Consider the following 14,513-nt stretch of genomic DNA (forward strand, 5'->3'; position numbering starts at 1 on the left):
CCACAGTTGCCCAACTCAACCATAAATTGCCTATCCATATTAAGTTCACGCTAGCCTAATGGCGTGTTTTCCAGTAATTCATTAAGAAGCAGCAGCATATCTGGCCGAAAAGAGCCGGAAGTTATCGAGGCGGAGCAGTACAATGGTAAAGTCGGTGGACTTTGCCGTCCGTGATTCCATGGGCGGCGTGACGCGGGGACTCGTTTCCGGAGAGGGCGCGAGCGACTTCATTCAAGTGGGTCGCGGGGACGAAGTCTCGCTCAACCTCCGGCGCACCAGCATTCTCAGATACATGCGCGACGGTGACGATTTGCAGATCGCGCTGGTCGATGGTCGCGTGATCACGCTGTCGGGCTATTTCGATGCCGATGCCAAGCTTTATATTTCCGCCGATGGGGAACTGACCCAAGTCACGCTGGAAGATGGCGGCGACGGGGTGATTTACGCCGGTTACGGGCAGGTCGAGGTGATCGGCAAATGGAGCCCGAACGATCAACTGGCCTTCCTTGATGGCGACGATATTCTTGCGCCCGCGGGCGATGACGCGACCGGCATGGCGATGTTTGCGCCGATGGCGGGTCTTGGCGGGCTGGGGGTTGCCGGCGCAGGCCTTGTGGGGCTTGGTGTGCTGAACCCGAATGGTGGCGGCGGCACGGGCGGTGGCGGTGCCTCGGCGATCATTCCGACGGTGGACAACCCCGATGCCGATTATACCCTGACCACGAATACCGAAGATCCGGCTGCGATCGTATCGGGAACGGGCGAACCGGGGTCGACCGTGGTCGTCGTTTTGGGCGATCAGTCGCTGGAAACCACGGTTGACGACGATGGTTTGTGGTCGGTGACCTTCGAGGGCGACAGCTTCCCCTCGGATGGCGACATGACTTCGACGGTCTTTGTGACGGCCCCCGATACCACGCTTTACGAACTGGATGGCCCGGATTTCCTGATCGATATGACGCCGCCGGATGTGGCGCTTGCCAGTGGTGTGCAATCCACCGGGGACATTGAAAATCTTGCTGAATATCAAGATGGCATCACCTTGACCGGCACCGGTGAGGCGGGCGCAGAGATCCTTGTGACGGTGGCCGGGGAAACCCAGACGACCACGGTCGGTACCGATGGCACTTGGAGTGTGACCTTCACCACCAGCCAACTGCCGCCGGGCGAATATAGCGAGGCGGTTGAAGTCACGGCCACCGACCCGCTTGGCAATAAGACGACCATCAATGATACGCTGGTGGTCGACACGGTGCCCAATGATATCGTGATCGATGCGGTTGCAGGCGATGATGTCGTCAATGCCATCGAGATGAGCGTCGGCACGCTGGTGTCGGGCACCGGGACGCCGGGCGCGCTTTTGTCGGTTACGATGGAAGGCGTCACCCATGACACCACGGTGGCCGAAGATGGCACTTGGTCGGTGATCTACACGCCGGGCGAAATGACCGGCGGCACCTATGACACGACGGTTACCGTTACCTCGACCGATGCGGCGGGCAATCCGTCCTCGGCCACCCATGATGTGCATATCGATACTGAGGCCGCCGTGGCCTTTGGTTCCGGGGCGATCACTGCCGATGGCGTGGTCAATGCCGCCGAGGCGGCTTCCGGCTTCACGCTTTCGGGCACTTCCGAGGCGGGCACGACCGCGATTGAGGTGCAGCTTGGCGGGGTGAGCTATGACGTGACGCCGGCTGCCGATGGTAGCTGGAGCGTGAATGTCAGCGGCGCTGGTCTGGGCACGGGCACCCATACCGCGACGGTTACGGCGGTTGATGCAAATGGCAACAGCGCCACGGACAGCCGCGACATCACCTTCGATGTGGACGCGGCGGTTGCTTTCGATGCTGGCAATGTGACCAGCGATAACGTCGTCAATGTCGCCGAGGCAGCTTCCGGCTTCACTCTTTCGGGCACTTCCGAGGCGGGCACGACCGCGATTGAGCTGCAGCTTGGCGGGGTGAGCTATGACGTGACGCCTGCGGCCGATGGCAGCTGGAGCGTGGATGTCAGCGGCGCCGGTCTGAGCACCGGCACCCATACCGCGACGGTGACGGCGGTTGATGCCTATGGCAACAGCGCCACGGACAGCCGCGATATTACCTTCGATGTGGACGCGGCGGTTGCTTTCGATGCTGGTAATGTGACCAGCGATAACGTGGTCAACGCTCGCGAAGCGGCGGGGGGCTTCACGCTTTCGGGCACTTCCGAGGCGGGCTCCACTTCGGTGACAGTTGAGTTGGGCGGCGTGAACTACACGACCACCCCGGCGGCCAATGGCGCCTGGAATTTGGTTGTGAGCGGCACCGCGCTGACAACGGGCAGCTATGTCGCGACCGTTACCGCGACCGATGCCTATGGCAACACGGCAACCGATACCCGCTCGATCACCTTCGACACGGATACTTCGGTGGCTGTCAGCCCCGGTCAGGCGGGCGGTGATGATGTGCTGAGCGGGGCGGAACGTGGCGCCGGCCTAGTGCTGACCGGCACCGCCGAACCGGGCGCAACCGTGCAGGTCGAATTCGAAAGCGGCACGCGCGTCGTGACCGCTGACGCCCGTGGCAACTGGTCGGCCAGCTTCGCCGCAGGCGAAATTCGCACCGGCGATTACACCTCTACCGCGACGGTGACCGCGACCGATACGGCGGGCAACGTGGCCACGACCACGCATGACATCACCGTGGATACGCAGGTCCAAAACCTGACCCATACCACGCCCACGCCGAATGCGCTTTTGGCGGATAACATCGTCAACGCTGCCGAGGGGGCTTCGGGGCTGTTGGTGACCGGCACGGTCGAGCCCGGCTCGGATGTGACGGTGCAACTGGCCTCTGGCAGCATCGTCACGGCAACGGTTCTGGCCGATGGCACTTGGACGGCAACGATCCCGGCGGGCGAATTGCCCGTAGCGGAAACCGACAATGTGCCCCTGACGGTCTGGGCGACCGATGCCTATGGCAACACCATCTCGCAATCGAGCACGGTCGATTTCGACCCGCTGGTGCGCGATCTCAATCCGAATGCCACGGTGACCGGGGATAACCTTGTGAATGCGCAAGAGGGCGCGGACGGGTTCCAGATTGCGGGCACCGTCGAAGCGGGCTCGCAAATCACCGTGGCCTTGGCCAGTGGGGCCTCGCAAACGGTTACGGCCGGGGCGACAGGCAACTGGTCTGTCACTTTCGATAGCGATGATCTTTCGGGTACTTCGGGTACGATGGGGTATGAGGTCACGGCGGTCGATCCGGCGGGCAACACCGATACCGCAACGGGCAGCTTCACCTATGACGTGGAGGCCCCCGACAGCCCCGATATCATTGCTTTTACCCGCAACGCTGGCGCGCTGCTTGGGCTGCGCACCGATCTGGGCGAGGATACCTATGATATCGCGGCGGTCAGTGCGGCGGGCACGGTGTCGGATGTGTCCAATACGGCCACGCTGAACACCTATGGCGGCTATGGCAGCTATGATTTCAACACCGCGGTGCCCAATGGGTCCTATCTGGTGGTGACCGACACAGATGGTGCGGGCAACGACGCCTCGACACTGTTGGTGGTCGATAACACCTCGGCGGTGACGGTGGATCTGTCGCGCAGCGGTCTGGGTGAATTCGACCTTGGGATGATCGATCTGAACTTCGCGCCGCAAGCGGATCTGACGATCACGGAATCGCAATTGATGGAGCTGACCGGGCCAGACCACACGCTGATGATCCAAGGCGATAGCCTTGACGATGTCACCGCGCTGGGGGCGCAGGACACCAATGCCGATACAGTCGTTGGGGGCAATACCTACAGCATCTATACGCTGGGCAACGACGGTGGCACGCTGATCATCGACGATCAGATCCATCTGCAGACCACCTGATCGGGGGTGCAGATGACCCGGACAGGCGCAAAGCCGCTGTTCCGGGCTAGGACACTGGCCCGGATCACCGCGGCGACCATGATCGCAGCAGGCCTGAGCGGCTGCATGGAGGGGACGCCGTTTCCCTCTGGTCGCTCGTCCTTCACGCCGTCGACGATGGGTCTGATGCCGGGCAAGCCCGGCACCACGGCGCAGACATCGGCGATCATTTCCGATCTGTCAGGGCGCGTTTCGGCACTGCCCGCCTCGGGGCCTTATGCGCAAATCTCCCATGCAGTGCTGAGCGATGCCAAAGGCACGGCCAAGGCTGAATTGCGCGTTGCACGGCTGACGGCGCAGGCGAAATCGAAAAATTGGTTGCCGCGCGTTGGCCCGACCGTCACCCTCAATTCGTTGGGCGATTTGGCAACCCAGCTTTTGGTGGAGCAAGTGCTGTGGGACAACGGTGCCAAACGCGCCGAGCGCGACCATGCCGCGGCCGATGTCGAAGTGGCTGCCGTTACCTTATCGCGCGAGATGAACGATACGATCGCGGCGGGGCTTAAGGCCTATATCAACGCGCTTAAGGCGCGCGAACAGGCGGCGGTGGCCGAGCGCTCGGCTGCCAAGATAGGCGATTATAACTATATCATGCGCCAGCGCGTCGAGGGCGGGCTGTCGGACGGGTCGCAGGCGCGGGTTTTGGCGCAGAAGCTTTCTGAAATGCGCGCCACCGCGCAGGCTGACCGTGACACCGCCCAGGCGGCGATGACGCAGTTGCAGTCGATGACCGGGCAATCGCTTGATGGGCTGACCGGCCTTGGGCGGATTGACCTGCCCGAGGTTCTGCCCGATGCGCTGGCGGTGACCTTGGCGCGGGCCGAAGCCGGGCGCACCGAGGCCGAGGCGAAAATGGCCCGCGCCGGGCATCTGCCGGGGCTTTCGGCGCAAGGCACGGCGGGCAGTGGAAAGCCTTCGGTGGGTTTGGCGCTGGGCGTGGAGCAGATGTTGGGGTTTGGCACGCGGGACACGCTTGCGGCGGTTGAAGCCTCGAAAGAGGCGGCATTTGCCCGGGTCGCGAAGGCGAAACAGGACGATGTGCAGGATGTGGCGGCCTTGCGCGCCAAGATGATGGCCCTGCAATCGCGGGCCGCCCGCGACGCGAAAGTGGTCGAAGAAACCGGCGCGGCGCTGGAAATGTTCACCGAGCAATACCGGATGGGCCGAAGAACGTTGATGGAGCTTGTCAACATCTACGAGAATTACGCGCAGATGGCGCATGCGCAGGCCGGGTTGAAATACGACATTGCGTTAATAAAGCTGGAAATCGCGCGCAAACACGGGATATTGATAAACGGGAGTAGTATCTGACAAGGTCTAGGGGTTTTTGGCTGACAGAGTCATAGCGTTCGACATCAACGCGGCCCGTGTCAGCGGGGCTGCTGATGGTGCGCGCCCAAAAACTGCCCCCGCTTCTACCTCTTCCCCGCCGATGCCACGCCGTGCCCGGGCGCGATCTGAGCTTGCGGCGGCCTATGCAGGGCTTTTGGGCGCGCAGGTGCCTGCAGCCGATATCCTTGAGCAAATGCTTTTGGCGGTGGGCGAGGCGACGGCGGCTGTGACCGGCGGCCCCAATGACGAGGTGCAGCCCGAACATATCGCCGCCGTGCTGCGCGTGGCGGGGATGACGGCCGCGGTCGAACAGATTGACCGGCTTTCGCCCGGACAATGGCCTGCTTTGGCACAGATGACCTCGGGCCAGTTGGTGCTGGTGATCGGGCAAGAGCACGATACGCTTTTTGTTTATGACAAGACCTGCCCCGATCAGCGCGCCGAGGTTCCGCTAGAGGATTTCGCGCCTTTCTTTTCGGGGCAGATCATCCGCGCGCGCACATCCTTGCGTCAGCTTGAACAACGCCACGCCCCAGAGGTGGCGCCAGAACATTGGTTTTGGGGCGCGTTCAAGGCGCAGCGCATAGCCTTTGCCGAAGTGGCGGTGGGCTCCTTCTTTGCCAATATCCTGGCTGTGTCTGTCGCGATGTTTTCGATGCAGGTTTACGACCGTGTGATCCCGCATGAATCCGAGGCGACGCTTTGGGTTTTGGCGCTGGGCGCGATGCTGGCCTTGGTGCTGGAGATGGCGCTGAAATTGGCGCGTTCGGGCCTGATGGATCTGTCGGGGCGCAATATCGAACTAAAGGTGCAAAGCCTGTTGATGGACCGGCTTTTGGGCATGAAGGCCGCACCGGGGCGCCGCTCGCCCAGTCAGTTGTTTTCCGCGATGCGGGAATTTTCGTCGGTGCGGGAGTTCTTCACCGCATCCACAATCGGCACATTGGCCGATATTCCCTTCATTTTCATATTCTTGCTTTTGGTGGCCAGTATCGGCGGCAATCTTGTCTGGGTGCTGGCGGCGGGCGCGGTGCTGATGGTGTTGCCTGGGTTCTTGATGCAAAAGCGGATGGTCGAGATCACCAAATCCACGCAAGGGGCTTCGATGCGTGCGGCGAAGCTGCTGCATGAGGCGATCTATGAACATGAGACGGTGTCGACCCAGCGCGGCAACGACCGGTTCAAGCGGATTTGGGAAGAATTGACCACGCTTTCGGCGGTGAAATCCTCTGAAAGCCGTAAGCTGGCCTCGGCACTGACCTATTGGGCGCAGATGGTGCAGCAGGGCACCTATCTGGCTGCGGTGGTGTTTGGCACCTATATGGTCTTTGCTGGCGAATTCACCGTTGGCGCGATCATTGCCATCGGCATTCTGACGTCGCGGACCTTGGCTCCGCTGACGCAATTGGCGGGCACATTGGCGCGCTGGGCCAATGTCAAAGCCGCGCTTGAAGGTCTGGACGCGATTGCCGGCGCCGACCAAGTGCATGCCGAAAGCCGCAGCTATTTGCGCGCCGAAGCGATTGAAGGCGAATATGAGCTGCGCGGCCTAGAGTTCAAATATGAAGCCGAGGGCGCGGCGAATATCGACATTCCCGCTTTGCGCATTCCGGCGGGGCAGCGGGTTGCGATTTTGGGGGCGAATGGCTCGGGCAAATCCACCCTGCTCAAGCTTTTGGCGGGGGTTTACGAACCGGCGGCAGGGCGGATTTTGCTGGATGGGGTCGATATCGGGCAATTGCATCCGCGCGATTTGCGCCGCTCGGTCGGCTATCTGAGCCAAGATGTGCGGCTGTTTTCGGGCACGTTGCGCGACAACCTGAACCTGACCCAATTGGAGCGCGACGAAGAGCGGCTTTATAGCGCGCTGGATTTTGCCGGTCTGGGGCCGTTCCTGCGCGCCCATCCGCGGGGGCTTGATCTGGAAATTCGCGATGGCGGCGAGGGGCTTTCGGTTGGGCAGCGCCAATCGATCGGCTGGGCGCGGCTGTGGCTGCAAGACCCGTCCGTGGTGATCTTGGACGAGCCGACCGCGGCGCTGGATACCACGCTGGAAACCACATTGGTCAGCCGTCTTGATAGCTGGCTGACCGGGCGCACGGCGATCATCGCCACCCATCGCGTGCCGATCTTGTCGCTGACTGGGCGCACGCTGATCTTGCAAAATGGCCGGATGGCGGTGGATGGGCCGCGCGATGCGGTGCTGGCGCATCTGACCAAGGCGAAGGCCGGGGCGCCGCAATGACGACCACGGTCGACCCCACCGCGCTGGTGAGCGCCGCGCGCAAGCTAAGCCTGACAATCTGGCTGGTCGCCGCGACGGTGGTTTTGTTTCTGGCTTGGGCCGCGATTGCCTCGGTCGATCAGATCGTGCGCGGGCCCGGAGAGATCGTTTCTTCCTCCAAGCCGCAGATCATCCAGAACCTTGAAGGGGGTATTCTGGCGCAGCTTAATGTCTCGGAAGGGGAAATCGTCGAACCGGGCCAGGTACTGGGGCAATTGCATGCCACCTCGTATCGCGCGCAGGTAGATGATCTGCGCGCCCAGATCGCGGCGCTGGAAATTCGGCAGTTGCGGCTTGAGGCCGAGATGAACGGCTTTGACGCCTTTGAAGCCAGCCTAGAGCAAGAACGCCTTGTGCCCGAAATTGTAAAATCGGAAAGCGCGCTGCTGGTCGCGCGGCTAAGTGATTTCAAATCCCGCAAGGCGGGGGCGGCGGCGGTGCTGAAACAGGCCAAGGCCGAGCGCGACCTGATGGAGAATATGTATGAAAAGGACATCGCGCCGCTGATTGACGTGACCAAGGCGCGCAAGGGCTATTCGGATGCCGAGGCGCAACTGAATGACATCATCACCAAGGTGGAACTGGAACGGGCGGCAGAATATTCTGATACGCTTGAAAAGCTGGGCACGCTGCGTCAGCAGTTGAAACTGTCGCAAGATCAGTTGGAACGCACGCTTTTGACCTCGCCGATGCGGGGGGTGGTCAACAAGCTTTCGGTGACCACCATCGGCGGCGTGGTGCGCCCCGGCGAAGAGATCATGCAAATCATCCCGCTTGATGAGGAGCTTTTCATCGATGCGCGGATCGCGCCCAAAGACATTGCTAATGTCAAGCTGGGCCAAGATGCCACGATCAAGCTGTCAGCCTATGATTACACAATCTATGGCAGCTTAAAGGGGACGGTGCATTTCGTCTCGGCCGACACGTTCAAAGATGAGCGCCAGCCCGAGGCCGAACCCTATTACAAGGTCACCTTGCGGGTGGATTTGGCGCATCTGACCGAACGCCAGCGCAGCTTTGAAATTCGTCCGGGGATGCAGGCCTCGGTCGAATTGCACACCGGGGAAAAGACGATCCTACGCTATCTGATGAAGCCGCTTTACAAATCCCGCGAGGCTTTGCGCGAGCCCTAACCGACGTTTTCCTTGGCGCCGTCGAATTCGAACAGAACGGCAGAGACATCATCGGCCAAGGCATCGCCGGACAGACGCTGCAATTCCCAATAAAGTGCATCAAGCAAAGTCTGCCCGCGCATATGTGTGAGCGCGCCCAGAAGGCGAGAAAGGCCTTTTTCGGCCAGTTGCTCACCATCGGACAATTCGATCTCGGTGATCCCGTCAGAGCCCAAAAACAGCCGGTCGCCGGGCGCAAGCTGGGTGGTCACGGTTTCATATTGCGCGCCGTCGATCAGCCCGACCGGCAGCCCGCCATTGCCAAGAAATTCAACCGACCCATCGGCGCGCAGCACCGCCGGATGCGGATGGCCCGCCTGCACCAGCGCAGCGCGCCCCGAGATCAGATCGACATCGGCATAGATCAGCGTGAAATAGCTGTCGGTCTGCATTTCCTCTAACACGAGCGCATTGAGATAGGCGGCCAGTTCCGCCGGATCGCGCGCGTCATAGATGCCAAATTCGGTTTGGATCAGCGCGATGTTCTGTTCGGGCGATGACCCCGACAGGTAGCCCGCCAGCCGCGCCGTCATCAGCGCCGATGTGATGCCGTGGCCCGAAACATCAATGCCATAAAGCGCCACGCGCCGCGCATTGATCGGGAAAAACCCGACCAGATCGCCCCCCACATGCCCCGAGGGCCGCAGCGTCAGCGACACCTGCGCATTGCCAAAGCAACGGAAGCGTTCCTTTACAAGGCTTTGTTGGAGTTTGCGCGCCTCTTGTAGATCGCGGTTGATCGAGTCGTAGACCGAGCGCAATTCCTCCAGTGCCGATGACAGCAGCCGGTTTTGGTGCTGCATCGCCTGTTCCATCCGCAAGATCCGCTCGCCCGCGGTCAGCCTTGCGCGCAGCTCGTCGCCATTGACGGGCTTGGCCAGAAAATCATCGGCCCCGCTTTGCAGCCCCTCGGCCACGTCGTTCTTGTCAGATTTGGAGGTCAGCAGAATGAAATAGCCATAGCCGCTGCGCTCCATCTCGCGGAAACGCTTACAAAATTCGATCCCGCTGATGCCGTCCATCACCCAGTCAGACAAAACGAAATCCGGCTCGGTCTGATGGCAGATTTCCAGCGCTTCTTCGCCGCTTTCGGCCTCCAGCACGTCATAGCCGGAGCGCGTCAATTGCGCCGACAAAATGCGTCGGCTCATCCGGCTGTCATCGACAACAAGCACACGCCGTGGCTGCGCAGGCGTGTCACCGCGATCTGTTGTTGGGCGGTCGGGTCGCAAATGGGTCACAAGGCTCACCGGTGTAAAATTGAGGGCAGACTGCGCGATCGGCCTTAAGAAGAGGTGAACAACGGTAAAGATGGAGCCGCTTAAAGCTTCGGCAACCTTTGCGGCGTAGCGTCGGAACCGGTGAAGAAAATGGGGTCCGTGGAGGGCATTATGATTGATTGGGAACGGGTCGCCGAGTTGCGATCCGAGATCGGCGCGGATGGGTTCGCCGAAGTTCTGGAACTATTTCTTGATGAGGTCGAGAACGTGGTGTTGAACCTCGGCCGCAAGCCAGGCAAGCTGGGCGATGAATTGCATTTCCTGAAAGGCTCGGCTTGGAACCTTGGGTTCCGGGCGTTTGGTGCGATGTGCCAAGATGGCGAGCGGCGCTGCGCGGCGGGCAATGCCGAAAGTGTCGACGTGCCCGCGGTCTTGGATTGCTATGCCCGCTCGAAAGAGCAGTTCATGGGCCGCGTGGACGAGTTCCTGAGCGCGGCCTGAGCCAGCTTAAATCAGAAACTCGGCCAAGGCCGAATCATCGGTGATGTCGCGGTAGTCAAAGCCCGCGGCATCCAGCTGCCGGGTCAGCGCATCAAAAGCAGAGGCTTCCTTGGTCTCGATCCCGATCAGCACAGAGCCAAAGTTGCGCGCCGATTTTTTGAGATATTCAAAGCGCGCGATGTCGTCATCGGGCCCCAGCATCGACAGAAATTCGCGCAAGGCGCCGGGGCGCTGTGGCATCCGCAAGATGAAATATTTCTTCAGCCCCGAAAAGCGCTGCGCACGTTCTTTGACCTCTGGCAGGCGTTCAAAATCGAAATTGCCGCCCGAGGTGAGGCACACGACTGTCTTGCCTTTGATCTGCTCGGCCAATTCCGGCAGCACATCCAGCGCCAAGGCCCCCGCCGGTTCCAGCACGACCCCTTCGTGATTGAGCATTTCCAACATCGAAATGCAGATCCGATCTTCGGGCGAGAGAAGCACCTGTTCCGGTTTGATCCAGTTCAACCGCTCAAACGGCAATGCGCCGATCCGCGCCACCGCTGCGCCATCGACGAAGCTGTTGACCTGTTTGAGCGTGACGGGCGCGCCGGCTTCAATCGCTGCGCTCAGGCTGGCGCCCCCCAAAGGCTCGACAAAGCGGAAATCGGTTTGCGGCGCGGTGGCGCGCAGATAGCCGGTGACACCTGCCGCCAGCCCGCCGCCGCCGACCGGCAAGATCACCAGGTCGGGCGCGCGGCCCAATTGATCCAAGATTTCCACGCCGACCGAGGCTTGCCCCTCGATCACATCGGCATCGTCAAAGGGCGACAGAAAATGCGCCCCGGCACTTTGGCAAAACTCTTGGCTCGCCGCCAAGGTTTGGTCGAAATAATCCCCTGTCAGCACAATCTCGACCGCTTCGCCGCCAAAGACTCGGGTCTTGTCGATCTTTTGTTGCGGCGTGGTGACCGGCATGAAGATCGTGCCCTTCACGCCAAAATGGCGGCAGGCAAAGGCCATGCCCTGCGCATGGTTGCCCGCCGAGGCGGCGACGAAATGCGTTGCATCGGGGTTTGCCTCGCGGCGTTTGCGCATCGCCGTAAACGCACCGCGCAGCTTGTAGGACCGGACCGGGGTCAGGTCTTCACGCTTTAGCCAAATCTCGGCCCCATAGCGCTTTGACAAGAAATCATTGCGCTGCAGCGGCGTCGGCTCAAAGAGCGTGCGCAGCGCACGGGTGGCGGCAAGGGCGGCAAGGGCGAACTGGGTCATGGCGCAGATGTGGCGCGGCGCGGCCCCACACGCAAGAGCAAAGCCCTTGTATGGGGCACAATTGCGCGTGGTCAAACCGCGCCGCAGCCCTTGAGAAGCGGGAAAAAACACACTATGCCCGCGCAAACCGCACCTTCGGAGGCTCCCTATGTCCGCTCCCAAGAAAGTCGTGCTTGCCTATTCCGGCGGCCTCGACACCTCGATCATTCTGAAATGGCTGCAAACCGAATATGGCTGTGAGGTGATCACCTATACCGCCGACCTCGGTCAGGGCGAGGAGCTGGAACCGGCGCGCAAGAAAGCTGAGATGCTGGGCATCAAGCCCGAGAACATCCACATTCTGGATGGCCGCGAAGAATTCGTCCGCGATTTCGTGTTCCCGATGTTCCGCGCCAATGCGCTTTACGAAGGGCTTTACCTGCTGGGCACCTCGATTGCGCGTCCGCTGATCTCGAAACACCTTGTCGAGATTGCCCGCCATCACGGCGCCGATGCGATTGCGCATGGCGCGACGGGCAAGGGCAATGACCAAGTGCGGTTTGAACTTTCGGCTGCCGCGCTTGACCCGACGATCAAGGTGATCGCTCCGTGGCGTTTGTGGGATCTGACCTCGCGCACCAAGCTTTTGGAATTTGCCGAAGCGAACCAAATTCCGATTGCCAAGGACAAACGCGGCGAAGCGCCCTTCTCGGTCGATGCGAACCTGCTGCACACCTCGTCGGAAGGGCTGGTGCTGGAAGACCCGGCGCAGGAATTCCCCGATTACGTGCTGCAACGCACCGTGCCGGTGGAACAGGCCCCCGACACGCCCGAGATGGTGGAGATCACCTTCGAAAAAGGCGATGCCGTGGCGATCAATGGCGAAGCGATGTCGCCCGCCACGATCCTGACCAAGCTCAACGAACTGGGCGGCAAACATGGCGTGGGTGTGCTTGATCTGGTGGAAAACCGCTTTGTCGGGATGAAATCGCGCGGGGTTTATGAAACCCCCGGCGGCACGATCTTGCTGGAGGCCCACCGCGGCATTGAGCAAATCACGCTGGATGCTGGGGCCGGCCACCTCAAAGACAGCATCATGCCGCGCTATGCCGAGCTGATCTACAATGGTTTCTGGTTCAGCCCCGAGCGCGAAGCACTGCAAGCGCTGATCGACAAGACCCAAGAGCATGTGACCGGCACTGTTCGCGTCAAGCTTTACAAGGGCAAAGCCAGCACCGTGGCGCGCTGGTCGGACCACAGCCTTTACAGCGAAAAACACGTCACCTTCGAGGAGGACGCGGGCGCCTATGACCAAAAAGACGCTGAGGGCTTCATTCGCCTCAACGGTCTGCGTCTGCGCCTGATCGCCACCCGCAACGCGCGGGTCGAGGGCAAATGACGGCCTCGGTCGCGATTGTCACCGTATCCGACCGCGCCTCGCGCGGGGAGTACGAGGACAAGGGCGGCCCCGGTTGTGAAGAGTGGCTCAGGGGCGTCGTGACGACGCCCCTTTCCATTGCGCGCCATATCATCCCCGATGGGCGCGACAGCGTCGCCACCTGTCTGCGCGCCCTGGTGGCAGAAGGCGCCGACCTGATTTTGGTCACCGGCGGCACCGGCCCCGCGCCCCGCGATGAAACGCCCGAAGGCGTGAGCGATGTGATCGAAAAGGAACTGGCGGGCTTTGGCGAGGAAATGCGCCGTGCCAGCCTGCGCGACGTGCCAACGGCGATCTTGTCCCGGCAAACGGCGGGCATTGCGGGCAAAAGCCTGATCATCACGCTGCCCGGTAAACCTGCGGCGATTGCCACCTGTCTGAATGCGGTTTTTGCGGCGGTGCCTTATTGCCTCGATCTGATCGGCGCGGGCTATATGGAGACCGATCCGGCCAAGATCGTGGCGTTTCGACCGAAGGCAAAGTGAAGGGGGCGCTGCCCCCGTCTGCTGCGCAGACTCCCCGGGATATTTTCACAAAGTCGAAGCAGAAAAGCTGCCTTTTCGATTTGCGAGAACGTCCCCGGAGGTCTGCGGCAAGGCGCCGGATCTTGTTACCGTTTCACCGCGGCGGCGGCGTAGTTCACGCTAAGATCGGTGGAAGACAGCGACCAGCTCCACCCCAGCGGGTTGAACACCATCCCCTTGCGGTCGACCGGGTCGAGCCCTGCACCGCGCATCAGCCCATAAAGCTCATCGGGCGTGATGAATTTCGACCATTCATGCGTGCCCACGGGCAGCCAGCGCATCACCCGCTCGGCCCCGAAAATTGCCATCACATAGCTTTTGGGGTTCCGGTTCAGCGTCGACATGACCATCAGCCCGCCTGGGTTCATCAGCTCTGCGCAGGTGTTGGTGAAGCCCTGCGTATCGGCGACATGTTCGATGATCTCCATCGCCAGAACCACATCGAACCGCTCGCCCGCTGCGGCCAGATCTTCGGCGGCGCAATTGCGGTAATCGATTTCGAGCCCCGATTGTTCGGCATGCAGTTTCGCAACGGGGATGTTTTTCGGCGCGGCATCGGCGCCCACAACGGTCGCGCCCAAACGTGCCATAGGTTCCGCCAAAAGCCCGCCGCCGCAGCCGATATCCAACAGCCGCAGCCCTTCGAACGGGCGGGGGGCTTTTAGATCGCGCCCGAATTGGGTGGCGATTTGCGTGGTGATGTAATCAAGCCGGCAGGGGTTGAGCATATGCAACGGCTTGAACTTGCCATTCGGGTCCCACCATTCGGCGGCCATCGCCTCGAATTTTGCCACCTCGGCTGGGTCGATCGTCTTTGTCGCAGCTTCCATGCCACCCTCCGGCTGAATTTTTCGGTCCGCCCCGTGGCGGGCGGGGTTCACGCGTTATATAGTGCG

At 61.3% G+C, this 14,513-nt stretch carries 10 protein-coding genes; 7 read left to right on the plus strand and 3 right to left on the minus strand.

Annotation, left to right across the window (positions count from 1 at the left end; all coding sequences use genetic code 11):
• Positions 1-292: 292 nt before the first annotated feature.
• From CKO11_RS00325 to CKO11_RS00340, 4 genes are all read left to right on the plus strand, one after another.
• The gene (locus CKO11_RS00325; RefSeq protein ID WP_223631774.1) at positions 293-3,874 is read left to right on the plus strand and encodes a beta strand repeat-containing protein; all 3,582 of its coding nucleotides are present in this window, start codon (positions 293-295) and stop codon (positions 3,872-3,874) included.
• Between the two features lie 12 nt (positions 3,875-3,886).
• Positions 3,887-5,224 (plus strand): TolC family protein, encoded by a 1,338-nt coding sequence (locus CKO11_RS00330; protein WP_223631776.1) that lies wholly within the window; start codon positions 3,887-3,889, stop codon positions 5,222-5,224.
• A 121-nt stretch (positions 5,225-5,345) separates the two neighbouring features.
• On the plus strand, positions 5,346-7,490 hold the full coding sequence (locus CKO11_RS00335) for an ATP-binding cassette domain-containing protein (protein ID WP_223631778.1): 2,145 nt from the start codon (positions 5,346-5,348) through the stop codon (positions 7,488-7,490).
• On the plus strand, positions 7,487-8,662 hold the full coding sequence (locus CKO11_RS00340) for an HlyD family type I secretion periplasmic adaptor subunit (protein ID WP_223631780.1): 1,176 nt from the start codon (positions 7,487-7,489) through the stop codon (positions 8,660-8,662). The genes CKO11_RS00335 and CKO11_RS00340 overlap by 4 nt, the downstream gene beginning before the upstream one ends.
• On the opposite strand, the gene CKO11_RS00345 is transcribed toward CKO11_RS00340, so the two are convergent.
• On the minus strand, positions 8,659-9,951 hold the full coding sequence (locus CKO11_RS00345) for a PP2C family protein-serine/threonine phosphatase (protein WP_317851784.1): 1,293 nt from the start codon (positions 9,949-9,951) through the stop codon (positions 8,659-8,661). The two genes, CKO11_RS00340 and CKO11_RS00345, sit on opposite strands and share 4 nt — an antisense overlap.
• A 141-nt stretch (positions 9,952-10,092) precedes the next feature.
• Here CKO11_RS00345 and CKO11_RS00350 point away from each other — a divergent pair, with 141 nt between their 5' ends.
• The gene (locus CKO11_RS00350; RefSeq protein ID WP_223631782.1) at positions 10,093-10,422 is read left to right on the plus strand and encodes an Hpt domain-containing protein; all 330 of its coding nucleotides are present in this window, start codon (positions 10,093-10,095) and stop codon (positions 10,420-10,422) included.
• 6 nt (positions 10,423-10,428) lie between these two features.
• On the opposite strand, the gene ilvA is transcribed toward CKO11_RS00350, so the two are convergent.
• The gene (gene ilvA, locus CKO11_RS00355; RefSeq protein WP_223631783.1) at positions 10,429-11,676 is read right to left on the minus strand and encodes a threonine ammonia-lyase IlvA; all 1,248 of its coding nucleotides are present in this window, start codon (positions 11,674-11,676) and stop codon (positions 10,429-10,431) included.
• A 148-nt stretch (positions 11,677-11,824) separates the two neighbouring features.
• Here ilvA and CKO11_RS00360 point away from each other — a divergent pair, with 148 nt between their 5' ends.
• Together CKO11_RS00360 and mog are read left to right on the plus strand one after the other, a co-directional pair.
• Positions 11,825-13,054: an argininosuccinate synthase gene (locus tag CKO11_RS00360; RefSeq protein WP_223631784.1), complete on the plus strand. Its 1,230-nt coding sequence runs from the start codon at positions 11,825-11,827 to the stop codon at positions 13,052-13,054.
• Entirely contained in the window at positions 13,051-13,578 is a 528-nt protein-coding gene (gene mog / locus CKO11_RS00365) for a molybdopterin adenylyltransferase (RefSeq protein ID WP_223631785.1), read from the plus strand. The genes CKO11_RS00360 and mog overlap by 4 nt, the downstream gene beginning before the upstream one ends.
• A gap of 125 nt (positions 13,579-13,703) precedes the next feature.
• Here mog and ubiG read toward each other — a convergent pair whose 3' ends face one another.
• Complete coding sequence (gene ubiG, locus CKO11_RS00370; RefSeq protein ID WP_223631786.1) at positions 13,704-14,447, minus strand: bifunctional 2-polyprenyl-6-hydroxyphenol methylase/3-demethylubiquinol 3-O-methyltransferase UbiG; 744 nt, start codon at positions 14,445-14,447, stop codon at positions 13,704-13,706.
• Positions 14,448-14,513: the final 66 nt, after the last annotated feature.

This window comes from Rhodobacter sp. TJ_12, assembly GCF_020023995.1.
In the GTDB taxonomy this organism is placed as follows: domain Bacteria; phylum Pseudomonadota; class Alphaproteobacteria; order Rhodobacterales; family Rhodobacteraceae; genus Rhodobacter.